16 protein-coding genes and 2 pseudogenes are annotated in these 26,435 nt (G+C 34.9%); 15 read left to right on the forward strand and 3 right to left on the reverse strand.

The annotated features are described in order from the left end of the window. Positions 1-133: 133 nt before the first annotated feature. The 9 genes and pseudogenes from betB to DYE31_RS01595 all read left to right on the forward strand — a co-directional run bounded on the left by betB (position 134) and on the right by DYE31_RS01595 (position 12,358). Positions 134-1,624, forward strand: a complete 1,491-nt coding sequence (gene betB, locus DYE31_RS01555) for a betaine-aldehyde dehydrogenase (protein ID WP_041613035.1) — start codon at positions 134-136, stop codon at positions 1,622-1,624. Positions 1,625-1,789: 165 nt separating this feature from the next. After that, positions 1,790-3,478 (forward strand): choline dehydrogenase, encoded by a 1,689-nt coding sequence (betA, locus tag DYE31_RS01560; RefSeq protein WP_015901403.1) that lies wholly within the window; start codon positions 1,790-1,792, stop codon positions 3,476-3,478. Between the two features lie 533 nt (positions 3,479-4,011). Beyond that, a pseudogene (locus tag DYE31_RS01565) lies at positions 4,012-5,216 on the forward strand (DegT/DnrJ/EryC1/StrS family aminotransferase). Beyond that, on the forward strand, positions 5,213-6,322 hold the full coding sequence (locus DYE31_RS01570) for an ATP-grasp domain-containing protein (RefSeq protein ID WP_015901400.1): 1,110 nt from the start codon (positions 5,213-5,215) through the stop codon (positions 6,320-6,322). The pseudogene DYE31_RS01565 and the gene DYE31_RS01570 overlap by 4 nt, the downstream one beginning before the upstream one ends. Further along, the gene (locus DYE31_RS01575; protein ID WP_015901399.1) at positions 6,323-7,234 is read left to right on the forward strand and encodes an NAD-dependent epimerase/dehydratase family protein; all 912 of its coding nucleotides are present in this window, start codon (positions 6,323-6,325) and stop codon (positions 7,232-7,234) included. Further along, positions 7,212-7,802, forward strand: a complete 591-nt coding sequence (locus tag DYE31_RS01580; protein WP_015901398.1) for a sugar transferase — start codon at positions 7,212-7,214, stop codon at positions 7,800-7,802. The genes DYE31_RS01575 and DYE31_RS01580 overlap by 23 nt, the downstream gene beginning before the upstream one ends. 18 nt (positions 7,803-7,820) lie before the next feature. Continuing rightward, the gene (locus DYE31_RS01585; RefSeq protein ID WP_015901397.1) at positions 7,821-9,086 is read left to right on the forward strand and encodes a glycosyltransferase; all 1,266 of its coding nucleotides are present in this window, start codon (positions 7,821-7,823) and stop codon (positions 9,084-9,086) included. A 305-nt stretch (positions 9,087-9,391) separates the two neighbouring features. After that, positions 9,392-10,795, forward strand: a complete 1,404-nt coding sequence (locus DYE31_RS01590) for an O-antigen polysaccharide polymerase Wzy family protein (RefSeq protein ID WP_081427480.1) — start codon at positions 9,392-9,394, stop codon at positions 10,793-10,795. A gap of 15 nt (positions 10,796-10,810) precedes the next feature. Continuing rightward, positions 10,811-12,358, forward strand: a complete 1,548-nt coding sequence (locus DYE31_RS01595; protein ID WP_015901395.1) for an oligosaccharide flippase family protein — start codon at positions 10,811-10,813, stop codon at positions 12,356-12,358. A gap of 84 nt (positions 12,359-12,442) precedes the next feature. On the opposite strand, the gene DYE31_RS01600 is transcribed toward DYE31_RS01595, so the two are convergent. Further along, the gene (locus tag DYE31_RS01600; RefSeq protein ID WP_015901394.1) at positions 12,443-14,266 is read right to left on the reverse strand and encodes an LTA synthase family protein; all 1,824 of its coding nucleotides are present in this window, start codon (positions 14,264-14,266) and stop codon (positions 12,443-12,445) included. Between the two features lie 169 nt (positions 14,267-14,435). Beyond that, positions 14,436-15,011 (reverse strand): TetR/AcrR family transcriptional regulator, encoded by a 576-nt coding sequence (locus DYE31_RS01605; RefSeq protein WP_015901393.1) that lies wholly within the window; start codon positions 15,009-15,011, stop codon positions 14,436-14,438. A gap of 150 nt (positions 15,012-15,161) precedes the next feature. Between DYE31_RS01605 and DYE31_RS01610 the strand changes: the two genes are divergently transcribed. From DYE31_RS01610 to DYE31_RS01635, 6 genes are all read left to right on the forward strand, one after another. Beyond that, a complete protein-coding gene (locus DYE31_RS01610) occupies positions 15,162-17,792 on the forward strand; it encodes an MMPL family transporter (RefSeq protein WP_015901392.1) in 2,631 nt (876 codons plus the stop codon). A 321-nt stretch (positions 17,793-18,113) separates the two neighbouring features. Beyond that, on the forward strand, positions 18,114-20,282 hold the full coding sequence (locus DYE31_RS01615) for a bifunctional glycosyltransferase/CDP-glycerol:glycerophosphate glycerophosphotransferase (RefSeq protein ID WP_115314350.1): 2,169 nt from the start codon (positions 18,114-18,116) through the stop codon (positions 20,280-20,282). 86 nt (positions 20,283-20,368) lie between these two features. Beyond that, positions 20,369-20,935 (forward strand): DUF488 domain-containing protein, encoded by a 567-nt coding sequence (locus DYE31_RS01620; protein ID WP_015901390.1) that lies wholly within the window; start codon positions 20,369-20,371, stop codon positions 20,933-20,935. A gap of 184 nt (positions 20,936-21,119) precedes the next feature. Continuing rightward, positions 21,120-21,512, forward strand: a complete 393-nt coding sequence (locus DYE31_RS01625; protein WP_015901389.1) for a (deoxy)nucleoside triphosphate pyrophosphohydrolase — start codon at positions 21,120-21,122, stop codon at positions 21,510-21,512. Positions 21,513-21,517: 5 nt separating this feature from the next. Then, a complete protein-coding gene (locus DYE31_RS01630; RefSeq protein ID WP_053464548.1) occupies positions 21,518-24,388 on the forward strand; it encodes a DUF3427 domain-containing protein in 2,871 nt (956 codons plus the stop codon). Positions 24,389-24,588: 200 nt separating this feature from the next. Next, on the forward strand, positions 24,589-25,101 hold the full coding sequence (locus DYE31_RS01635; protein WP_015901387.1) for an AAA family ATPase: 513 nt from the start codon (positions 24,589-24,591) through the stop codon (positions 25,099-25,101). A gap of 54 nt (positions 25,102-25,155) precedes the next feature. Here the strand turns inward: DYE31_RS01635 and DYE31_RS01640 are convergent. Continuing rightward, positions 25,156-26,306, reverse strand: a pseudogene (locus tag DYE31_RS01640) (low temperature requirement protein A). Positions 26,307-26,435 lie beyond the last annotated feature (129 nt).

A 26,435-nucleotide genomic window follows, 5' to 3' on the forward strand; every position in this document is an offset into this window, starting at 1 on the left:
AGTATTTGAATGACTGTGTAAGGATTTGTTTTCTGTATTTTGCTAGTTTGACATTGTTCTTATTTCCATGCTAACATAAACTTTGTAAAATTCGTTAAATAAAAATTTAACAAAGTTAACGGAGGTCGAAATGATGGAACTTGTAAACCATTTATCTCGCCAACAATTTATTGACGGCGAATGGGTAGATAGTGCGAATAAAGCAACACGTAAAATTATTAACCCTTATAACCAAGAAGTTATTTTTGAAGTCGCTGAAGCAGCTCCTGAAGATGCAAAGCGTGCCATCGAAGCTGCAAGACGCGCATTTGATGAAGGCGAATATGCCAACGAAACAAGTGAAGTCAAAGGTCAAAAAGTCAGAGCTGTCGCTGATAAAATTAAAGAAAATCGCGAAGAATTAGCGAAACTTGAAACTTTGGATACAGGTAAAACGTATGAAGAATCATTAGCGGATATGGATGATATTCATAACGTGTTTATGTATTTTGCAGGTCTTGCTGATAAAGATGGGGGTGAAGTAATCAATTCACCAATTCCAGGTACTGAAAGTAAAGTTGTGAAAGAACCAGTGGGGGTTGTGACACAAATTACACCTTGGAATTATCCGTTATTGCAAGCCTCTTGGAAAATTGCACCTGCACTTGCAACTGGTTGCTCACTTGTAATGAAACCAAGTGAAATTACACCGCTTACTACAATTCGCGTATTCGAATTGATGGAAGAAGTAGGATTCCCTAAAGGTGTTATCAACTTAGTTTTAGGTGCTGGATCAGAAGTCGGCGATGTATTGTCTGGCCATCCAGATGTCGACCTCGTATCATTCACAGGCGGTATTAAAACAGGTAAACACATTATGAAACAAGCTGCTGACCATGTGACAAATGTTGCATTGGAGCTTGGCGGTAAAAACCCTAACGTTATTTTTGAAGATGCAGATTTTGATTTAGCGGTAGACCAAGCCTTGAATGGCGGTTATTTCCATGCTGGTCAAGTATGTTCAGCAGGATCACGCATTATCGTTCAAAACAGCATTAAAGATAAATTTGAAAAAGCGTTGATTGACCGAGTTGAAAAAATTCGACTTGGTAATGGATTTGATGAAACGACTGAAATGGGACCTGTCATTTCAGCAGAGCATTTAGCTAAAATTGAAGGCTATATGGATGTGGCTAAAGAAGAAGGCGCAACAATAGCAACAGGCGGCAAACGTCCTGAACGTGAAGATTTAAAAGATGGTTTCTTCTTTGAACCGACTGTTATTACAGATTGCGATACGTCAATGCGTATTGTACAAGAAGAGGTTTTCGGACCTGTTGTAACTGTTGAAGGTTTTGAAGATGAAGCGGATGCTGTTCGTTTAGCAAATGATTCCATTTATGGTCTTGCTGGGGCAGTCTTCTCTAAAGATATCGGCAAAGCACAACGTGTCGCAAGCCGCATACGTATGGGTACAGTTTGGATTAATGATTTCCACCCTTATTTCGCACAAGCACCATGGGGCGGCTATAAACAATCTGGTATTGGCCGCGAATTAGGAAAAGAAGGCTTAGAAGAATATCTTGTTTCAAAACACATTTTAACGAACTATCAACCAGAACCTGTGAATTGGTTCCAAGGCTAAATTTAAAGATATTAAAAAGCGAGCAAAGCAAGATTAAGTCGCTTCAGCGCCTCTTGCTTTCCCGCTTTATTTTTTGAGAAAAGGTTGAGCAAAGCTGAAATCGCTACAGATATGTTCAGTGTAAAGCAAAATAAAACGAACCATAATAATAGGAGGATATATAAAATGGCAACATCTTATGATTATGATTACATTATTATCGGCGGCGGAAGTGCTGGTTCAGTACTCGGCAACCGTTTAAGCGTTAACCCGAACAATGAAGTATTGGTATTAGAAGCGGGACGCAGCGACTATTTCTGGGATTTATTCATTCAAATGCCAGCTGCGTTAATGTTCCCATCAGGAAATCGTTTCTATGATTGGATTTACAGCACAAACAATGAACCGCATATGGGTGGCCGTCAAGTCGCACATGCTCGCGGTAAAGTACTCGGCGGTTCTAGTTCAATCAATGGTATGATTTATCAACGCGGTAATCCTATGGACTATGAAAAATGGGGCGCTCCTGAAGGTATGGATACTTGGGACTTCGCACATTGCTTACCGTATTTTAAACGTTTAGAAAAAACTTTCGGTGCAACAAAAGATGATGAATATCGTGGACACCATGGTCCGATCAAACTTAAACGCGGACCTGCTAAAAATCCATTATTCCAAGCATTCTTTGAAGCTGGTGTCCAAGCTGGATATAATAAAACACCTGATGTTAATGGTTTCCGTCAAGAAGGATTCGGACCATTCGACAGCCAAGTGCATAATGGACGTCGTGTTTCTGCATCACGTGCTTATTTAAGACCTGCAATGAAACGTCAAAACTTGCATGTTAAAACACGTTCATTTGTGACTAAATTAAACTTTGAAGGCAACAAAGTAACAGGTGTCACTTTCAAACGTAATGGTAAAGAACATACAGTCACAGCTAAAGAAGTTATTTTATCTGGTGGTGCATTCAATACACCTCAATTATTACAATTATCTGGTATCGGTGATCCAGAACATTTGAAATCATTAGGTATTGAACCACGTATCAACTTGCCAGGAGTGGGCGAAAACTTTGAAGACCATTTAGAAGTATACATTCAACACGCTTCTAAACAACCTGTTTCTGAACAACCAAGCTTGAATTTATTAAGATGGCCTTGGATTGGTTTACAATGGATCTTCAGCCGTAAAGGGCCTGCAGCATCAAACCACTTTGAAGGCGGCGGATTCGTACGTTCGAATGATGACGTGAAATATCCAAACTTAATGTTCCACTTCTTACCGATTGCAGTACGTTATGATGGACAAAAAGCTGATACTGAACATGGTTATCAAGTTCATGTCGGGCCAATGTATTCTAATTCACGTGGTCACTTGAAAATAAAATCTAAAGATCCGTTTGAACATCCAGACTTCACATTCAATTATTTATCAACAGATGAAGATAAACGTGAATGGGTTGAAGCAATACGCGTTGCTCGTAACATTTTATCTCAACCTGCAATGGATCCATATAATGCTGGTGAAATTTCACCAGGACCAGAAGTGCAAACAGATGAAGAAATTTTAGATTGGGTACGTCGTGATGCTGAAACAGCTTTACATCCATCTTGCAGTGCAAAAATGGGACCAGCATCTGACCCGATGGCAGTTGTAGACCCATTAACAATGAAAGTACATGGTATAGAAAACTTGCGTGTTGTAGATGCATCAGTAATGCCTACAACTACAAATGGTAATATCCATGCACCAGTTTTAATGATTGCAGAAAAAGCAGCGGATATTATCTTAGGTAATGATCCTATGGAACCTGAATATAAAGATTACTACCAACATGGTGTACATGACAAAGATGCAGGTACAGTAAAATAACATATAATTTTTAAAAAGAGAGCTACCCCCAAAAGTTAGACTTACAAATCTAACTTTTGGGGGGTTTTGTTTTTTGAAGAATTACATATTGAGGGATAAATTTTAAACTAAAAAGGTCTTTACAATTTAATTTTGGTAAATAATATTTTGTTTTGATTGTGTATTTATAAATTTTAAAAAGAGAGGGTGCTTGCTTCTTAATATATTAACTCTAAGTAAATTTTGTTAACGTAATGTTTATTTGATAATTTTTTTATTAATATTTTGTTTTGTTAATTTTAGGTTTGTTAAATAATAATTTTGATTATACATAATTATTGAATAAGTTTTAGGTGATGGACTATACTGTTACTAAATTGGAACATGGTATAAACACGGAAAAAAATATAGTTATTCTTAAAATTTCCTGAAGTAGTTCATCACTATATTTGCTTTTCGTTAATAGTGAAATACGTAATGCTGCATTCTATAGTTTGTATGCGTATATGACATGTTTACTTTTAATAAGAGATTGATTAAAGGAGAAGATAGGAATGCAAATACCATTTAGTCCGCCGCAAATATCTGAAGATGCCATTGAAAGTGTTGTGGAAACATTGAGAAATGGATGGATTACTACTGGACCGAAAGCTAAACAATTTGAAGAAAATTTAACATCATATATGGGTACAGAAGGTACAGTATGCATGAATTCAGCGACAGCAGCACTCGAAATGACATTGCGTTTGCTAGGTATAGGACCTGGAGATGAAGTAATTACTTCAGCATATACTTATACGGCTTCTGCATCTGTCATTGATCATGTTGGCGCTAAGATTGTATTAGTAGATACACAAAAAAATCTCTGGAAATGGATTATGAACAATTAGAAGAAAAGATCACTGAAAAAACAAAAGCAATTATACCAATAGACATTGCTGGGCAGATGTGTGATTATGAAAAAATCTTTGATATTGCCGAACGTAAAAAGTCAATATTTTCTACAAATAATGAAGTTCATCGAAAATTAAATCGTATAGCAGTCATTGATGACGGTGCGCATTCTTTTGGCGCAAAGAAAAATGGACTACCGAGTGGTCGTTTTGCAGACTTTACTACATTTTCATTCCATGCAGTTAAAAACTTAACAACTGCTGAAGGCGGAGCTGTTACTTGGACTAAAGATTATTCTAAGTATGGGATTGATATTGCGAAAATTTTTGAAGTTGGAATTTTGCATGGACAAAGCAAAGATGCATTATGCAAAATGCAAAAAGGAAATTGGGAGTATGATATTCAAGAATTAGGTTATAAATTTAATATGACTGATATTAACGCAGCTATCGGTATAGATCAATTAGATAAATATGATGAGAACCTAAAACGTCGTAAAGAAATTGTAGAATATTACGAAGCGCATTTGAATCCTGAATTTTTAACAACATTAAAGCACTTTGATAATGAAAAAGAATCCAGCTGTCATTTATATATAACATGGATAAAAGGTGCATCAGAAGAAAAACGCAACGAGATTATTACACAATTAGCTGAAGAAGGAATTGCTACAAATGTTCACTATAAGCCTTTGCCGATGTTTACAGCTTATAAAAATTATGGTTTTGACATTAAAGATTTTCCAAATGCCCTTGCCCATTATGAAAATGAATTGACATTACCATTATATCCACAACTGACAAATGAAGAGGTGGAATATATCGTCAAACATGTGAACCAAGCTGTAAGTGAGGTTTTAGTATGAAGAAAATATTAATTTTAGGTGTAGCACCTGTTCAAGCTGAAGCCATAGAAAAATTAAATGAAATGGGATATGAAACATATGCGATTGCGATGAAGAAAGATGGGCCAGGAGCAGATGCAGCACAGCATTTTGAAGAAATTAATATTATCGATGAACAGGTAGTGAGCCAATACATTAAGGACAACCAAATTGATGCAGTTTATTCCGTCGGATCAGACTTAGCAATGCCTGTAGCTAACAAATTATCTGAGACGTTAGACTTACCGCATTTTGTCAGTTATGAGACTGCCTATGCTTGTAATCATAAAGATGAGATGCGTCAGCGTACAAAAGGAATCGCAGGATCAGTTCCTTTCGAAATCACTCAAGAGGCAGATTTCCAAACTGAAATTGACTTTCCTGTTTTTGTTAAACCGACAGATGGGCAAGGACAACGCGGTATTTCTTTAGTAGAAACCAAAGAAGCATTACCCGAAGCAATTAGAAAAGCCATTGAGAATTCACGTGAAGGTTCAGCGATTATTGAACGTTATATTGATGGATATGAAATCAGTGTAAACGGATATGTTGTCGATGGTAAATTGCAGTTTACTTTAGTTTCTATGCGTGAAACTTGGCCGCAACATCCAGGACTTATTCACAAGCATGTGATTGATCCCGAAGCAAATTTTCCAATGTCCTCTATTGAAGCAGCGATTCAAGCACATTTAGAAACATTGCAAATAGATAATGGACCTGTTTATGCACAAGTCAAAGTAATGGATGATGAAGCCTTTATCATTGAAATTACACCGCGCTTTGATGGCTGTCATATGCATAAATTGATTCAATATTATAACGAAGATGATTTGCTGGATAAAACGTTTAAACATCTCTTAGAAAACCAGAAGCCTTCTTTTTCAAAAGAAGGAAAGGTTAATCCGATTGTATTAGAGTTCATGTGTGAAACGCCGAATCAAACGATTGATTATGACCAATTCGAAACGCCTGAAGGTACATTAGAATCTTATCGTTATTATCATCAAGGTGACATGATTCGCCCTGTGAATGGTGTTTATGACAAAGTAGGATTTTATATCTATCCTTTGAAAAAGGAGGGAAACTAGATGGCCTTTCGTATTACGGGCGGAACAGGTCTGCTGGGTCGATATTTTACTGAAGTGCTACAAGAACATGGCAGTGATTATACGGTACTCTCACGTAAACTAGGAGCACAGGGTGTGGATTCGCACCGTATACAGACGGATTATTCTAAAACATCTTTAGAAACTATCTTTCAAGAAGATGATGTCATTGTTCATTTAGCAGGAGGCCGAGGTCCGCAACAAGATATAAGTGCGTATACTGAGGAATTACAATTAGCACAGAATATATTTGAGGCTGCTCAAGCTAAAAAATGCAAAAAAGTGATTGTAGCTTCATCGATTTCTATATATGCAGATCCTGATACATTACCGTGGCATGAAAATTCCGCAGTTGAAGATGTTCCTAAATCATTATATGGACTTAATAAGAAATATATTGAAGCTTTGACAGAATATTACTCAGTGCGCTTTGGGTTAGACATTATTTGCTTACGCTTCTCACATTTATTCGGTGCAAACGAGAAAAATAATTACATGATTAATTACTTTATGCGTTTAGCATATTTAGGTCAGCCATTGACTGTAATGGGTGCAAGCGATGTAGAACGTGAATTTTTATATGCGAAAGATGCAGCGCAAGCTATCTGGCAAGCAAGTCAGCATAATGCTAAGTCACTTGTTTTAAATGTAAAGGGCAGTGAGACACTTACAAATCTAGAAGTTGCTGAAACAATCAATAGATTATTCGATAATCAGGAACCCATTAAACGTAAAGATGAAGATGTCTCAGATTTCTTTGCACCATCTTACATGGATGGTACACGTGCTGAAGAAGAAATCGCATATACACCGAATTATCAATTTTCAGAAGCTTTACAGGAAATTTATCAGGAAATGGAGCGGCTTGATGATGAACTACCAGAAAAATATTAAGAGAGTGTTAGATGTCATATTATTTATTGCTTTACTGCCGATACTTATTTTAGTTGCATTGCCAGTAAGCCTTGCAATCAAATCTGAAGATCGCGGCAGTATTTTATATAACGGTAAACGTTTAGGTGAGGGTATGCTTCCATTTAAGATGCATAAATTCAGAACAATGAAAGAAAATGCAGCTGATATCCGTAATGAAGACGGCAGTACATTTAATAGTGATAATGATCCGCGTGTAACTAATATTGGCCGTTTTTTACGTAAATCAAGTGTAGATGAATTACCTCAATTATTAAATGTTTTAAAAGGTGACATGAGTTTTGTAGGACCACGTCCAAGTCCGCTTGGAAATGAAGCGCGCTACCCGGATTATTATAAAGAGAAGTTTCATGTGAAACCTGGAATTACAGGTTTGACACAAGCCTTGCTTAGAAATAGTGCTTCTATGGAAGAACGTATGCGTTTAGATGCGTTTTATGCTCAAAATGTTGGTTTTAAAATGGATGCATTTATTATTTACAAAACGATTGCGACTGTCTTATTGCAGAAAAATATTAATCAGAAATAGAAGGGTAAGGAAAATCTAATGGAAAAAGAACTAATTCTGTTGACGAACTATTTCCCTTATTACAAAGGCGAGGAATATTTAGAAGAAGAAATTGATTATCTTTCAGACGAATTTGACCATATTACAGTCATACCTACAATGGTGAGCCCATCTATGAAATTAACACGTGATATACCTGATAATGCCACTGTCTTAGACCTTCCTTTTCCGCAAGATTTAAAAGATAAAGCGGTGAATTTTTTGAAGACAGCACCGCATATCATGTTGAATAGAAGACGTTTACAAGGTATTGGCAACAACGCTGGCTCACTAAACCCTTATAAATGGTTATATAATTTATATTTTGAAGCACGTACAGATGCTATTTATCACGATTTGATTCATTCTGGTCTTTTGCCTGAAAACAATCCTGATACACAGATTTATCTGTACAGCTATTGGTTCTATATTACAGCGAATTTAGGCACAAAATTAAAATATGATTATTATGGTGATATTTCGATACCTCTAATTTCTAGAGGTCATGGTTATGATGTGAATGATTATATTAAACCTTTCAGTTTCTTGCCGATGCGTAAAGGGATGCTTTCGCGTGTAGATGCGCTTTATCCTGTTTCTGATACAAGCAGTCATTATTTGCAGAAAAAGTTTCCTGCTTATAGCGATAAGATTGAAACAAGACGTTTAGGTGTAGGTAAAGGAGATTTTCAAGTCTCTGAACGTGATCCTATGTTGATTGTAAGTTGTTCAACGATTCGTCAGTTAAAGCGTTTAGACGTTATTATAGATGCTTTGGCTCAATTGAATGCATCAGGCTATGTATTTAAGTGGGTACATATCGGTGATGGTCCAGATGCTGAAAAAATCGAAGCACGTGCAAAAGAAAAACTGAACGCAGATGAATATGATTTTATCGGACGTTTACCGAATAAAGACGTAAGACAATGGTATCATGATCATAATCCTTCATTATTTGTAAATACTTCGGAATCAGAAGGGGTGCCTGTTTCTGTGATGGAAGCAATGGCAAATGCGATTCCAGTTGTAGCTTCAGATGTAGGCGGAACTGCAGAAATCGTAAAGCCTAAGCAGAATGGTCTTTTGATTGGCTCTGAATTGAGCGTTGATGAAACTGCTGCAGCTATTGAAGATTTCATTCAAATGTCTAATGAAGACTATTTACATTATGCTGAAGGTGCTTATCAGACATGGAAAGATTTAAGCGACTCAGAAACACTGTATACAGTGTTTGCTCAAGAGTTAGTAGAAAAAGGTATGAAGTAAATAAGGGTAATTTATAGTGAAGTGCGACTTTACGGCATTGGAGAGGCAGGATGGGATGATGGTGGAAAAATGTAGAGAACATTTTTGATGTATATTTTAATGTGGAAGCTTATGCGAGAAGCGGTTGTCTTATTGAGATAAAGCATTGATCTAATACTAACAACATCACCTATGATAGAACTATAAAGTTAGCTGTAAGAATGTAACGCTCGAATTATAAAGAAAAACAAAAAGTAATGAATCAGTGAGTAGGTGGGAGTTTGGCCAGATTATTAAGATGGAGTGTGCTTAGTGCAGCAGTGATAGTGCTCGCATTGGGAATAATATTCTCAAATATCAATTTGCTATTTAGCGCGCTCCTGTTATTTTTTCTGAACAATATTATATATGGATTTGAATCGTTCAACCAGCGGGTCATTTTCTTTATGTTTAATGTGACCTTCTTTGTTTTCTTAATGGGAAGAATGGTTGTCAGTCAACTCTTCCACTACAAAGAAGATCAATTCAAATTGCTGGGAACATATTTCACAGATCAATCCACAATTATTAGTATTTTAACTATGATGAGTTTAAGTCTGTTCTGTCTATTTTTAGGTTATGCCTTACTAGATAGAAACATTCATCGCAGTTTCGAAAATTTTGTTCCAACAGAGACAGACTGTATCAAAAATATACGTTTAGTGAGTTTAATTGTATTTGCGATTGCAATTGTATTTAAATTGATTTACTTAGCAGGCGCAATTCAAGCCTCGCAATCGCTAGGATATTATGCATATTTTTCAACATTTAAATCTAGCTTGCCTGGACCAATGGTGCTAATCAGCAGAATGTTTCCTGTCGCATTCTTTGTTTATTTAGCAACACTACCTGCTATTAAACGAGCATGGATACCTATCTTGGCGTATCTGTTCGTAGACGGGCTTTCTGTTTTAACAGGCTCACGTTCTGATTTTATGTTAGATGTATTGATCTTATTTATCTATTTCTGTTATCGAAATCAAATTGCTGAACGTACACATACCAAAAAATGGTTTGGTAAAAAAACTTTGGTGACAGGAATCATCGCTGCACCAGTATTGTTAGCATTAATGAACTTTGTGGGAAATAATCGCGGCAGTACATCAACGAGCAGCAGCTCGGTTTTAGATTCATTAATGTCATTCTTTTTCTCACAAGGTATTAGTGTTAATGTAATTGGTTATACAATTGAAAAGGCTAAAGATATTCCGGATAAAATTTATACAATCGGACCTTTGACAGAATATGTGAAATTCAATATCTGGGGTAATCTGACTGGCGGGCATGGCGGTTGGTCAGGCCAATCCGTAGATCGTGCTTTGGAAGGTTATCAATATTCTCACACGATTTCATATGTCATAATGAAAGACTTATATTTGAAAGGTGTCGGATATGGTTCGAGTTTTGTAGCGGAATTGTATCATGATTTCGGATATGTCGGTATTATTATTGGCAGCATGATTATTGGTTTATTGATTGGGTACTTCACTAAAATGTTGACAGCTAAGCATATTATCGTTATTGCAATTGCTTTGATTATGGCTAGAATGACATTGTTTATTCCTCGTGCCAGCACAATTGCGTTTATTATTGATACATTCTCGCCAGCGAACATCTTCACAGCTATCGTGATTTTTGCCGGAGAACGTGTGTTACGACCTTACCTCATTCGCAAAAGGAAAAAATCATAAACGGGAGCTAATATTATGAATCAAAGAAGAGCTGGAGCAATCATATCCTACATATCCATATTAGGAAATATATTAGTGGCGGTGTTATATACACCATTCTTCATCCGTACGCTGGGTACTTCTGAATATGGGTTATATAACTTAGTACTTTCATTTTTAGTATATTTGAATATCATGGACCTTTCATTCGGGAATACGATTGCTAAGTATTTATCGCAAAACCGAGTGAACGGTTCTAAAAAACAAGAGTCTCGTATCCTTGGCAATATTTTGAATATCTATTTTTTATGCTCGCTCATTGTAGGACTTATGGGCGTGATTTTGTATTTTAATGCAGATGCAATTTTTGGTCAGTCTCTTGCACCGAAGCAATTGTCTGAGTTAAAACTGATGTTGATCTTCATTATTATCAACATTATGATTTCGTTCTATCCAGGGATATTCAATGGTATTTTACAAGCATATGAATATTTTGCGATTGCTAAAACGATGTTGTTGATTCGTGTGATTGCACCATCTATTATTGCAACGCCATTTTTATTAATGGGGTATGGTGCTGTAACAATTATTGTGATTACATTAAGTGTTAACTTCGCATGTTTAGTCATCGGAATGATTTTATGTCGCTCCAGAGTGAAAATTAAATTTGATTGGCGCGGCTCTGTCAATATTACAAGTTTAGTACAGCAAAAAGAACTGAATGTATATCTCGGCTTAGTACTTGTTTCAATTGCGATTGAGCAGCTGACATTAAATTTTGGACAAATGATATTAGGTGCAATCAATGGGACAGTAGCGGTTGCGATATTTGTAATTGCAGTGCAATTCGTTAAAATCTTTCAGCAATTTGCGACTTCTATCAACAATGTGACTTTTCCAAGATTTTCAATGTTGGTTGTTGAAGGAGCAAGTAATAATGTATTGTTGAAAGAAATGACACGTATCAGTCGAATCCAGTTGATAGTTTTAACATTCATTTTATCAGGGTTTGTGATATTTGGAGAAAACTTCATTGTCATATGGGCAGGACAAGATTTCAGACCTGCTTATATTATGACTGTGGTATTGATGTTTACGATTACTTTCCAACTTTCGCAATTACCAGCAGTTAGTATTATCCAAGCGCATAACCGCCAAACTTACCGTTTTATTGTTTTGGCAGTAACGCTGATCATTGCAATTGCAGGTGCAGTCATCACTGCGCCTCACTATAGCGGATATGGTGTGTCATTATCTATCGGCATCTTCAGCTTCTTGGGCTATACACTTGTGATGAATGTTTATTACCATCGGAAAATCGGTTTGGATATGTATAAATTCTGGTTAGAAATGGGCAAAATATGGTTGCCGATGATTATCATCACAGCTGCTTACTATTTTGTTTATCAATGGATTGCAAATAGTTTTGGTAAAGGATTAGTCATCTTAGGCATTAATATTATTGTGTATTCATTGTTATACTCTGTAGTGTTATGGACAGTTATTATGAGTGCCAGTGAAAAGAAAATTGCATATCACATCATCAATCGCTTTAATCCAAAAAGAAATAGTAATGCACATTAAAATCAGAGGTATTAGGAATAAATAAAACTCCCTAAAAGTAGTCACTCAATAGAGTGAACACAATAGGGAGTTTTTAGTGTATGCTTATTTTGCCTGCTTCTCTGATACAAATTCTTTGTCATAGTAATTGCTGCGAATGCTTAATTCTTTATCAAATTTTTTGAAACCATCACGTTCAATCAGCGTAGGTTCTTTCGAGAAGAGGTCTGTACCTAATCCAAGTCGATGTCCTTTTATTTCAACACCCATTGCTGAAAGTGTAGTTGGATAGAAATCAAGCGGTGCATATTGGCGGTCCGTTGTTTTATTAGGTTTTACAGCAGGGTTCAAAATAAGGTTGAACACTGTACGGTTATATTTTGGATTAAAGTCTTTAAAGAATTTTTTGTCCATACTGCGGTGATCTCCAGTGATAACAATTGTTGTATTATCATAGAAAGGCTTCGCTTGAATCCATTTAATGAACTTCACAGCTTCTTCATCAGAATAAGAGATAACGTTAGCATATTGGTTTTTATGCGGTGTTGGTGCATTTTTTGAAAGATAACCATCTGGGAAATGCGTATCTGCTGTTTCCATTGTGAAGTTGAAAGGTTTGCCCTCTTTAGAAAGACGTGTGATTTCATCTTTAGCAAATTTATAAAGTTTGTCATCTTCAAATCCCCACCAAACATTATAATCTTTTGGGATTAATTTTTGTTTACGTGCATACTTAACATCAAAAATCTTGTAATGTCCATGTGTAGTGAAGTATGTTGTTAAACCACCAAAATCAGCATCTGCACCGAACATAATTGTTTGGTTGTAACCTTCTTTATGCAAGATATCTCCGATGCCGACTGCACCAGGCAAGAAGTAACCGGACTTACCATAACTGTTGCCGTTCATCGGTATTTTGAGTGGAATTCCCATTCCCATATTGACCATACCAGCAACAGACCATCCAGAACCATATATTTGCTGCGGCCCTCCTAAAGATTTGTCAGTATTAGAAAAATGTACACCTTCATCTGATAATTTTGTCAGATTCGGAATTAAATTTTCATCCATATAACCTCCTAAATCTTTAGAAGCATAAGAATTCTCCATTGATTCTAAATAAATATGAATCAAATTACGTTTTTTCTCGGGAAACTTCAGTTGTGCTTTTGAATCTGTTACATAATTATTTTCAATATATTTCGAGTCTTGATTATATGCTTGATAGACTTCCCGTAATTTCAATTTGTTTGAACCGTAGTATAGGCCGGATATTAATACAGCAGTTGCTACAATTAATAAACAAAAGCGAATAGTTGAACGTTTGATAAACATTTTAATGTTTTCAACAGTTGCCCACTGAAAGTTAAAACGATTGAAGGCGATTAAAAAGAGTATCGGCAATGAATAAAACACTGCTTTTAAGATTGGTCCTTTAATCATCGCACCAGTCATATCATCACTTGTACCTTTAATTGGTGAATTTAAATTGAATAAAAATTGTTCGGGTGTAATATTACCGAAGAAATCAATAAACCAATCTGCGAAAAAGATAGCCAGTAAACCTATAACAGTAAATAAAAGAATAATAAAGTTAGTAATTGAATCTGTCCACGCACGTTTTGGTGCTTGATATTCAAATTGAAGACGACGACTTAAGATCGCTTGAATCACTAATAAAATGATTCCGACAATACATGCTAAGACAACATATTTTAAAGCAAATGATGTCTGGTAAAGTTTTGATGCTAAACTGTTTGGTTTATGTAAATATAAAATTAAAATGCCGATAGTACTGAAATTAATAAAAATAGTGTAAAAAAAGAATGAAGTTATCCATTTGAAAATGGAGGCTTTGTGTCGGATAAATATACAGTCAAGCGCGGTGAAAATTAAGCCGGCAGCGAGATAAATAGCGTATTGAATCATGATAGTTTTTCTACTCCTTATATAGATGTTGATTATTTGAATGTCATTCTCATAATAGATAGTTGATAATATATAATTTTACTATTGGAATATAAACTTGTCATTAAGAATATTAAAAAGAAAGCGAAGAAATAAAAAATAGTACAGCCCGATTCAGCTGCACTATTGATTAAGCATCTTTAATTTTGATATTAACGAGTTTGTTGAACATTTCATCTAACTTTTCTAATGAAACTTTTGAACTTGTATCGGAATCCACTGGATAACATTCGTTTACATTATTCCATTCTCCCATAGCTTGAATTGTTGCTTCAAAAACACGTGCCACCAAATCAATTGGAACATCACTATCAACTTCAATTTTATCTTTGTTGTCTTCTATGTCTTGCCGTAATTTTTCAATAAAAATAGATGCGCCTGTTTCAAAAAATTTAGGATCGTGCTTTTGTTTCTCACTTATTTTAGTAATAGGAAAATCAATAAAAGTTGCGATAGATTGAAATGGTTGATGGATACGGTCGCGCAAATCTTTTTCAAAATAACCTTTTGTAACGTTTTGAAGCAAATATGACAGTAGGTCGTATTTATCATAAAAATGTTTATAGAAAGTTGTACGATGTACTAAAGCTTCCTCACAAATCATATTAACAGTTATAGATGAAAACATTGTGTTTTCTAATAATTTGAATAAAGAATCGGATAAAGCACGTTTTGTTTTAATTACTCTTAAGTCTGTAGGGTTCAAATCTACAATTCCTCCTTAGTGTAGTTTAGCCTTATATTAGGCTTGAAATATATCTGTACAGGTAATAATTAACCATGTAGCATATGTGATACGTAATTAATCTACTATGTAGAATAAACTATACTGTATATTTTAGGAGGAGGCAATACTTTGGCAAAGTTTCTTTATAAACTCGGTTCATTTATTGCAAAACATAAATGGTGGGCTATTGTTGCATGGGTTGTTTTAATAGCAGCAGTCTTAACGCCGATTGCTATCGACAAACCTAAATTTGATAATGATATCAAAATGACAGGTTTAAAATCGATAGATACAAATAAAAAGATAGAAAAGCACTTTAATGTAGATAGTGAAAAGGCTACGATTACGGTGGTCATGAAATCTCATTCTAAAGATGGGATTGTGAAGAAAGATGTCATGAAAGATGTTCAAAAAACATTAGATGATATTAAAAAAGATGATAAGCATGTTGATAAAATTACTGATCCTTATAAAAACAGACAAATCAGTAAAGATAAGACAACTGCTTTTGCAGATATTCAATATGACGTTCAAGCAACATCATTGAGTGATAAAAGTAAGGATAAAGTCAAAGACAATCTAGATGATTTAAAAGATAAACATAATCTGCAAACTGAATTAACAGGTAATGGTATGAGCGGCAGTGTTGAAACTGGCGGTGCTTCTGAAATTATCGGTATTGCAGTGGCATTTATCGTTTTATTAATTACCTTCGGTTCATTCGTGGCAGCTGGGTTGCCGATTATTTCAGCTGTTATCGGATTAGTAACAAGTGTCAGCATTATCGGTTTAATGACAAAAATTGTCGACGTGCCGAATGTTACATTAACCCTTGCAGTTATGATTGGTCTGGCAGTCGGTATTGACTATGCACTCTTTATTTTATTCAGATACCGACAAATTATTAAGGAAGAACGAGATGTTCCTAAAGCAGTAGGACTTGCTGTCGGTACAGCAGGCGGAGCTGTTATTTTCGCGGGTATTACAGTTATTATTGCTGTCTGCGGTTTAGGTCTCATCGGTATTAAGTTCTTAGGTGTCATGGGTTATATGTCGGCAATTAGTGTTTTATTCGCTGTTATCAGTGCACTGACATTAGTTCCAGCGTTAATCAGTATTTTCCATAAAGCTATCAGACCGAAAGTTGAACGTAAATCACGCAAAACAGCAGATACACGTTGGTCTCGCTTCGTAGTAGGAAGTCCATTAGCTGCTGTTTTAATCGGTGTGATTATTCTTGGTTTAGCTGCAATGCCGATTTCGCAAATGCGTTTAGGCATTCCTGATGATGGTGTTAAACCAGATCACACGACTCAAAAAAAAGCTTATGACATTATGAGTGATAAATTCGGAGAAGGTTTTAATGGTAAAATACCGATGCTTGTTAATGTCAAAGATAAAAAAGATAACCCTCAAGAAATGCAAAAAGACTTAAAAGATTTAAGTAAAGACATTCAAGATATGGATAATGTCGATATGGTTTCACCACCACAAATGAGTAAAGATAATGATTATGCTTTGATTACAGTAATTCCAGATAAAGGTCCTCAAGCAAAAAGTACGGATGATTTAGTCAAAGACTTGAGAGATTATCATGATGATGCCAAAGATAAATACAGCTTCCTGACTGAAATTTCTGGTCAAAGTGTTATCAACTTAGATATGTCTAAAAAACTAAATGATGCTATTCCTGTTTTTGCAGGTATAATCGTAACATTGGCATTCTTATTATTAATGCTTGTATTCCGTTCCATTATTATCCCGCTAAAAGCAGTTGGCGGATTCTTATTATCCTTAACAGCAACACTTGGATTTACGACACTCGTAATGCAAGAAGGGTTTATGAAACGACTCTTTGGAGTTCATGAAACGGCACCAGTACTGGCTTTCTTACCAGTTATTGTAATCGGTATTCTATTTGGTCTTGCGATGGACTACGAAGTATTCTTAATGTCGCGAATACATGAAGAATACAGCCGAACGCATGACAACAAACATTCAATTAAAGTGGGTATCCGAGAAAGTGGTCCAGTTATTATTGCGGCAGCACTTATTATGATCAGCGTGTTCATGGCCTTTGCTATTCAAGATGATATAATGATTAAAACCATGGGTATTGCACTCGCATTCGGTGTATTCTTTGATGCCTTCATTGTGAGATTATTAATGATACCAGCACTAACAGCTTTATTCGGCAAAGCTTCTTGGTACTTGCCGGCATGGTTGAACCGTATCTTACCGAAAATTGATATAGAAGGTCATGCATTAGAAGACATGATGCCGCGTGAAAATTACATTACAGAAAAAGAAGAACGTGCAGCCGAACGACGTAAATACAGTGTGGTGAATGAAGAAACAGCAGAGACACGTAATCTTTATAAAGAATTACGTAATACAACAGATCAACCGAAACATCTTATTTATAATGCGTTGCTGCTTTATGCGAAAGATCATGCACCTGATATTTACCGTGAACATACTGAAAAAGAGGAAGCTAGTGAGAAGACTTATTCTCAAGATGCCACTCAATATGGTTTAAAACAACATGACGGCAGCGGCTATAACGAAGTAGGCCATGACGAACAGCATCCTCAAACTACAGATGCTCCAAGTGTGATTCATGGTAATGAAACATTGAGATATAACACACCGAACGCACAACAACGAGAAGATTTATATAGTTTGTTAAGTCAGCAAAGCAAAAACATCAGTGAAATGAATGAAATTATTAAACATTTGATAAATAAAAACAACCAATAGAAATTTCTTAGCGATTGTAGAATTCTAAAGATAATAAGCTCGGGCTCAGTCACAAAGGCTGGGCCTTTTTGTATGGAAAAAGAAGAGAATTATAGCCGATTTGTTTAAAAGTTATCGTTTGTATTAATAAAGTTTAACTATAATTATAAAACGTGATATAGCAAGGTTTGTGCATAGTTTACGTGCAAAAAGAATATTCTTTAAAAGGTATTATATTTTCATTTTTATGGAAAATAAAATATAATGCTAGATTGTAATCTGTTTCAGAGTTGAAACAGCATGATAATGATATACCTATATACAGATGGGGAGAAACAAACAATGAATGACTTAACAGTTATCGTTACTTATTATAATTCAGAAGAATATATTCGCGAATGTATTGAAAGCTTGAAACAGCAACGAAATCAAGACTTTGATGTTATCGTCGTGAATGATGGTTCTACCGATAACTCAGAAGAAATTTTAAACGAAACACTCAAAGATTATGATAAATCTATTCAATATATCAATTTACAAACTAATCAAGGTCATGCGCATGCTAGAAACCTAGCAATGAAAGAAGTCAAAACACCTTATTTCATGTTTTTAGATGCAGATGATCAGTTGGCAAGTTATGCAATTAATTTTTATTTGAAAAACATCAATGGATTAGATGCGCTAATTGCGCCAATCAATAATTTTACTTTGAATCGACCGCAATATATTGATCCGAACAAAATCAGATTAGAATATAAGACAACTAAAACCAACCCTAATTCATTTCTGCGTAAGAATACAGCTTGCAATATCATGTTTAAAACAGCGATTGTACAAGCGCACGATTTACAATTTGATGAGACGTTGAAAACTTACGTCGATAATTCATTTGTTGTAGATTACATTCCTTATGCTAATCGTTTTGTACGTATTCTTGGTTTTCCTTTCTATTATAGAGGAGAAGTTTATGATCCGTTTGAAACTGAAAAACTGACTGAACAAGATAGTGATGAATTGTTTGAGGATTATGCGGATAGTTATTTGCATTCCATCCAAAAAACTAAAAATAAAAAAGTTAAACGCTTTTTGACTAATAAAATGGCGAAGAAAATCCGTCATGTCTTTGATCCGGCTCAAAAAGATATCGCTTTTCATTATGCTCAACACGAAGAAACATTAGTTAATCTGGCTCGAAAAATTAAACGACCACTGCTGGAACAAGGTGGAACTTTATTTAAATTAGAAATGCTGCTCTTAATGTTGAAAAAACCTAAAGGGGCATATTCAATTAATAGACTACGAGAACTGATTCGTCTTGTTAAAAATATTGTTTTGAATAAAAAATCGAAAAACCGCTCAATTTATGAATTAACAGATAATCCGGAAAATGTGCAGAATGCTACGATTGTATTTGAAACATTCGGCGGTAAAAATTATAGAGACAGTCCAAAATATATTTATGAATATATGCAGAAAAAATATCCATATTATAATTATGTATGGTCGCTTAAAAAGCCGAGCGCACATGTGGTGCCGGGCAATGCGAAAAAAGTGAAAAAAGGCTCGAAAGAATATTTCAAAGCTTATTCGGATGCGCATTACTGGATTTCTAATGCGCGTACTCCGCTTTATTTAAATAAAAAAGCAAACCAAACTTATATTCAAACATGGCATGGTACACCATTAAAACGTTTAGCTAATGATATGAAAGTTGTTCGTATGCCAGGTACTACGACACCTGCATATAAACGTCATTTCAAAGAAGAAACAGAACGTTGGGATTATTTGATTTCACCAAACCGTTATTCTACAGAAATTTTTGAATCAGCATTCTGGATGGATCCTGAGCGTATTTTAGAAATTGGTTATCCACGTAATGATGTGCTTGTAAATCGTCAAAACGATCAAGGTTATATCAATGAAATCAGAGAAAAGTTAAATATTCCAAAGGATAAAAAAATCATTACGTATGCACCGACATGGCGAGATGATGAATTCATTAAAAAAGGTCAGTATTTATTCGACTTGAAAATTGATTTGGATAATTTATATCAACAAATCGGTGATGAATATGTGATTTTATTACGCATGCATTATCTCATCGCTAACGCACTAGATTTAAGCGGGTATGAAGACTTTGCGATTGATGTTTCTAATTATGATGATGTTTCAGAAATCTTCTTGATTTCAGATGCCTTAATTACAGATTACTCATCAGTGATGTTTGATTATGGTATCTTAAAACGTCCGCAATTCTTCTTTGCTTATGATATTGAAAAATATGATAAAGGATTACGTGGTTTTTATATGGACTATAAAAAAGATTTACCTGGTCCTATTTTTACAGACCCGCATCAACTTGCAGAAAGCTTGAAGGATATTCCTAAAGTCCAAAATGAATATCAAGATAAAATAGATGCATTTTATAATCGCTTTTGCAGCGTTGATAATGGTAAAGCCTCTCAATATATCGGCGATATGATTCATGAGAATATTGAAAAAAATAAGTAACACTTTAAACAGAATCCATTAAACGGATTCTGTTTTTTTGCTTTCATAACTGTGATATAGGTTATATTAACTATGAGGTGACAGATATGGAGCAAGAAAAGACGATTTATACAATTGGCCATTCTAACCATGAAAAAGAGACATTTTTAAAGATGCTTCAGACATTCGATATTGAAGTATTAGAAGATATACGTGCTTTTACGAAAAGTCGTAAATACCCACAGTTCAATGATGAGAATATGAAAGAATGGTTAGGAGAAGCGGGAATCGAGTATCGCCAAGATCATGAATTAGGCGGAAGACGCCGTCCAAGCCAAACTGTCGGACGTACATTAAATTCAGGTTGGCAAAACGAATCTTTCCATAATTATGCAGATTATACTTTGACGGATGAATTTAAAGATGGCATCAAACTTCTAGAAAAGACAGCTGAAGAAAAACGTACTGCTTACATGTGCTCAGAACATCATCCAGCACGTTGTCACCGACTCATTGTGAGTAATTATTTAGCAGCGCACGGTTGGAGAGTATTGCATATTATGCAAAATAATAAAGGTGACATCATTACACAAGCACATCAATTAGGACAATGGGGCGCGATGCCGATATTAGAAGATGATGGTGAAGTCGTCTATCCTGAAAATATAGATTAAGGTATATATCACCATAAGTCCAAATGTAACCACGCATATTATAAATCGACAGTGAGGCAGATGATCCGTCTGCCTTATTTTTTGTAAAAAATTCACAAAATCGCTGCAATTATATGGTATTTTCAATCTAAAAATGAGATCCTGCTTATAAGAAATGAATTTTTAAATGAGTGAGGGATAACAGATGAAGAAGTTAATTGAAGTGGTAGGCGCAGTGATTTATGACAACAATAAAATATTATGTGCACAACGCAGTGAACAAATGAGTTTACCTTTATTATGGGAATTTCCTGGAGGTAAAATTGAACAAGGTGAATCTGACGTTGATGCTTTAAAACGCGAAATCCGTGAAGAAATGAAATGTGATTTAGAAGTTTTAGAAAAAGCTACAACAACGACTTATGAATATGATTTCGCAGTGATTCAACTTACTACATATAAATGCAAATTACAAAAACAAATGCCGACATTGACAGAACACAAACAAATTCAATGGCTGAATGCAGAAGATTTACATCAATTAGAATGGGCACCCGCAGATATACCGGCAGTCGATAAAATAGTTGAAGAAGGATAATGGCTATGGAAAATTTAATCGATGATTTGAAACTTTCACTGCATAAAGGATTTATCGATCGTTCTTTGGTTCATCAAGGACACCATGTTCCGAAGTTGTTGATTAATAATGAAGAAGAAAATGTATTATCAACAGTTATTGATGAATTGCAGAAATGCCAATCCTTTATGATTTCCGTTGCCTTTATTACAGAAAGTGGGTTAGCGAGTTTAAAAGCGCATTTATATGATTTAGCTCAAAAAGGAGTCAAAGGTAAAATTCTGACTTCCAATTACCTAGGCTTCAATACACCTAAAATGTATGAAGAGCTTCTGAAATTAGATAATGTTGAAGTACGTTTAACTGAAGTGCCGGGTTTTCATGCTAAAGGTTATATATTTGAACATGACCAATTTTCTTCATTGATTGTAGGCAGTTCAAATTTAACTTCTAATGCGCTCAAGGTGAATTATGAACATAATATTCTTTTTTCTACACATCAAAATGGGGATTTAGTGCATCGTGTTAAACATCAATTTAATGAATTGTGGAATCAAAGTACATCTTTAACCCCTGAATGGATTGCTGAATATCGTAAAATCTATGAGCCTCAAACTGTAAAAGATATTTTTGCAGAAAGCCGATTACAAACGAATTTGATTCATCGAGTGGATGAAGCGGTTCAAATCCAACCGAATTTAATGCAAGTAGAAGCATTAAAATCTTTGAAAGAAGTCCGAGCGCAAGGTGAAGATAAAGCATTAATTATTTCTGCTACGGGGACAGGGAAGACAATTATGTCTGCATTAGATGTTCGACAAGCAGAACCAAAACGTTTTCTTTTTGTAGTGCATAGTGAAACAATTTTAAATGATGCAATGAAGGCTTACCAAAAAGTATTAGCCACAGAACCTACCTCTGCTTTTGGTAAACTCTCAGGTACCCATAAAGACATCAACGCTAAATATTTATTTGCGACTGTTCAGACACTATCTAAAGAAGCAATTTATCATCAATTTGATCCGACAACTTTTGATTATATCGTTTTTGATGAAGCGCATCGTTCAGCTGCTGATACGTATCAACGTATTTTCCATTATTTCCAGCCTAAATTTATGCTGGGTATGACTGCTACACCAGAACGTACAGATGATTTAAATATTTTTGAACAATTTGATTACAACGTTGCGTATGAAATTCGTCTGCAAAAAGCCTTGGAAAGTGAAATCTTATGTCCGTTTCATTATTTTGGGGTGTCTGATTATATTCAAGATGGCATATCCGTAGATGATAATAGTCAATTACGCTATCTGACTTCTGAAGAACGTGTGAAGTATATCTTGGATAGAACTGATTATTATGGTTATTCAGGCGACACATTAAAAGGGCTTATCTTTGTAAGTCGAAAAAATGAAGCGGTAGAACTTGCTGAAAAACTTACAAATCATGGCATAGCAACTGTAGCGTTGACCGGTTCAGACTCGCAACAACGTCGTAATGAAGTGATTCAGCAGCTTAAAGATGGCGATATCAACTATATTATTACGGTTGATTTATTTAATGAAGGGATTGATATTCCTGAAATCAATCAAGTGGTTATGTTGAGAGGTACGCAGTCCAGCATTATTTTTGTACAGCAGCTCGGACGTGGTTTGCGTAAAAGTGCTAATAAAGATTACGTCACTGTCATTGATTTTATAGGCAACTATAAAAATAACTATTTGATTCCGATAGCGTTGTCAGGAGATCATTCGCATAATAAAGATAATTATCGTAAATTCTTAACAGATAATGCACCTCTAAAGGGTGTGTCGACGATTAATTTTGAAGAAGTCGCAAAGAAGAAAGTATTCGAATCTATTCAAAGTGCGACATTGAATGAAATGAAAATGATTGTAGAAGCTTACCAGAATGTCAAAAATAGAATTGGAAGTATACCCACATTAATGGATTTCATTGAACAGAATTCTATCGATCCAGCTGTCTTGTTATCGAAATTTGCTAATTACGAGGAATTTTTAGAAAAGAAAGTGCATAAGCAAAAGCGTATCACAGAAGATGCTTCTAAAAATTTAACGTTTATGTCAAAAGAACTGGTACAAGGTTTGAAGAGTTCTGATTACATGACAATTGAACTCTTGGTTGAACAAGATGAGAGCTTTGACAGTTTAGTTCAGAAGCTGCAGGAAAAAGATAGCGGGATAAGTGAAGCGGATGTACGTACCAGTTTAAGAGTACTAGATCAATCGTTTTTAAAAGCGGGATTAGATAAGCAATATGGCCCGCCTATTATTAATATTCGCCAAAATGGCAAATATATCGGATTAAGTGAGCAATTCAAAAACAACTTAGAAAATGATGTCTTTCGTACACATTTTGAAGATTTAATGCAGCTATCACATTATAAGCATTTGAATGATTATCATAACAGTAATCGCTTGGTTTTATATCATAAATATTCACGCAAAGATTTTTTAAGAATTATGAATTGGGAAAAGGATGAATCTTCGACTGTTTACGGTTATAAACAAAAATATCAGACCTTGCCTATCTTTATCACCTATCATAAAAAAGAAGATATCAGTGAAACGACTGCATATGAAGATGAATTTTTAAATCAAGATGAGTTGAAGTGGTTTACACGCTCTAATCGTTCCTTGAAATCTCCTGAAGTTAAAAATGTGATCCATCACCAAGCGTTAAATACACCGATATATATATTTGTGAAAAAAGAAGATGCAGATGGTAAGAATTTTTATTACCTGGGAAATGCACATTATATGAAAGATAGTGCACAAGATGCAAAAATGCCGGAAGGGAAAAATGTAGTGACGATGCATCTTGCTATGGAAACGCCTGTACGTGATGATGTATACCGTTATTTAGTTGAAAAATGATTTTAGTGCCTGACTCGTGATGGAGTCAGGCTTTTTGTTGGATATGAAGAACAGAATAGATATAATTCAACTTGTGGTTAACAGAGAAGCACAAAACTTCAAATGTGCAGTGACAAGAAACTTCATATAACATAAAGAGAATTCAAATGTATTTTAAGAGAATAGACGAAATAATATTTCTAGAAATGGGGGGAGATAATATGAAAGAAAGGATTATAGTTATTGGCAGCCCTGGTTCAGGGAAATCTACATTTGCCAAACAGTTAAGTCAGAAAATGAACATTCCAGCATTCCATTTAGATAAACTTTTTTGGAAAAATGATAATGAAATGGTTGAACAAGAGGAATTTGTAAGACAAATTGAAAAAATAATTGCTGAAAATGAAACTTGGGTTATAGATGGAAATTATAGGGGTTCTTTACCTTTACGGTTAGAAAAAGCAGATCTTGTTATTTGGTTAAAAGCACCACGTTGGAAATGTATTTTGAATGTCATTAAACGTTACTTTAAATTATTGAAAAATGAGGATACTGGCGGCAATCCAAAATCACTGCGTTTTGAATTTTTAAAATACATATGGGATTTTCCAAAGAATCATTTTCCTTCAATCATGGAAGCTAAAGCACATTATTCTAATAGGGTCGAATGGATTGAATTAAATGGTTTTAAAGAAATCGCTCGTTTCATGAAAGAAAATAAAATAAACCACTAATCCATATAACCATTTGGAATAGTGGCGGTAATTAATAAAGTAGATTTGATGAGCTTAATGGTGATGAGATGCAATACCTGCACGTGTTGATTTGCGTTTGTTTGTATAATACATTAAGGCAATTGTTGAATTGACTACTGCAGATGAAATTATCAAGACATCATCATATCTAGCAAAAAGTAGACTCAAAATGTAACCAGTAATGATGATTATGAGAGACACAAATATGAGACGTATATTTTTATAATGATTATGGAAGTATGAAGTATTTAACCATAAACCTATAAAGAATAATAAAATACTTCCATACATAAAGTGTACTTCAAATAAGCGGTTGATTTTGTCGCTAGAGCTGAAGACAATTGCCGCATTAACACCACCTAAAGCAATATTGATAATGAGATGTGCGTATGATAATTTGAATCCGACAGTACGGTGCCGATGATTAATGTAAAATTCTGTGACAGCCCAATAGGTTAAGAATAATCCGATTAAAATCATGAATTGAAAGATATAGAGATAATCGAACTTAGTAATATTGAAGATACTCGCAATCCCTACAAGCAACTCACCGAATACGATAATAGTTAATAAGGCATAACGTTCAACTAGATGCATCATATTGACAGGTGATTCTACAAGGTACTTTCTAAAAGGAATCCAGCCGACCGCCGCGATAAAAAGTCCGATATTTCCAGGCACAAATCGATAAGTAGCGGGAGTAAGTAATCCGATAATTGAAAGCACCGCAACAATCAAAGTGACAAGTCCTGAAGTCATACATGTCATCTTATCGCCTTTTGATTGTGTTTGCGGAATGTGTAACAAATACTGAAGGCTAATGCTGAAATAAAGTAATGACATACAGGTCATGAATGGAACGAAAGTTTTATTGAAATCCGGATAGAAACTATTAGATAGGAATATTAAGAGAAAGATATTTACTATTGTGAATGCGACATCTTTCGGCGAAAGTTCTCCGAAGCGGTTCGTGAATACGGTTTGATGTGTCCATAAAAGCCATAGGAACAAACTCATTAGAATATAGACAACGAATGTATCTAGAGAAAGTGTGCCATTTTTTCAGTATGTAAAAGCACATGCGCAATTTTTTGTAAGGCATATACAAATATTAAATCATAAAATAGTTCATGGAAATTTGCGCGCTTATCTTGTAAATAACGAGGAATAGGATTAGACGCCATGTGTGTTCAGATCCTGTTGTAAGTTTGGCGACTTAGTTCTTTATTTCTGAAAGTCTCTTGTATTTTATTATGTATGACAGTGAAAGAAAAGAACTTTTATTGTGAAAATATTACGTATGAGAAAATTTG

The sequence above is a fragment of the Staphylococcus carnosus genome (genome assembly GCF_900458435.1).
GTDB lineage: Bacteria > Bacillota > Bacilli > Staphylococcales > Staphylococcaceae > Staphylococcus > Staphylococcus carnosus.

Coding starts and splice junctions, on each gene's coding strand:
- betB (WP_041613035.1), top strand. CDS start 134: ATGGAACTTGTAAACCATTTATCTCGCCAACAATTTATTGACGGCGAA.
- betA (WP_015901403.1), top strand. CDS start 1,790: ATGGCAACATCTTATGATTATGATTACATTATTATCGGCGGCGGAAGT.
- DYE31_RS01570 (WP_015901400.1), top strand. CDS start 5,213: ATGAAGAAAATATTAATTTTAGGTGTAGCACCTGTTCAAGCTGAAGCC.
- DYE31_RS01575 (WP_015901399.1), top strand. CDS start 6,323: ATGGCCTTTCGTATTACGGGCGGAACAGGTCTGCTGGGTCGATATTTT.
- DYE31_RS01580 (WP_015901398.1), top strand. CDS start 7,212: ATGAACTACCAGAAAAATATTAAGAGAGTGTTAGATGTCATATTATTT.
- DYE31_RS01585 (WP_015901397.1), top strand. CDS start 7,821: ATGGAAAAAGAACTAATTCTGTTGACGAACTATTTCCCTTATTACAAA.
- DYE31_RS01595 (WP_015901395.1), top strand. CDS start 10,811: ATGAATCAAAGAAGAGCTGGAGCAATCATATCCTACATATCCATATTA.
- DYE31_RS01600 (WP_015901394.1), bottom strand. CDS start 14,266: ATGATTCAATACGCTATTTATCTCGCTGCCGGCTTAATTTTCACCGCG.
- DYE31_RS01615 (WP_115314350.1), top strand. CDS start 18,114: ATGAATGACTTAACAGTTATCGTTACTTATTATAATTCAGAAGAATAT.
- DYE31_RS01620 (WP_015901390.1), top strand. CDS start 20,369: ATGGAGCAAGAAAAGACGATTTATACAATTGGCCATTCTAACCATGAA.
- DYE31_RS01625 (WP_015901389.1), top strand. CDS start 21,120: ATGAAGAAGTTAATTGAAGTGGTAGGCGCAGTGATTTATGACAACAAT.
- DYE31_RS01630 (WP_053464548.1), top strand. CDS start 21,518: ATGGAAAATTTAATCGATGATTTGAAACTTTCACTGCATAAAGGATTT.
- DYE31_RS01635 (WP_015901387.1), top strand. CDS start 24,589: ATGAAAGAAAGGATTATAGTTATTGGCAGCCCTGGTTCAGGGAAATCT.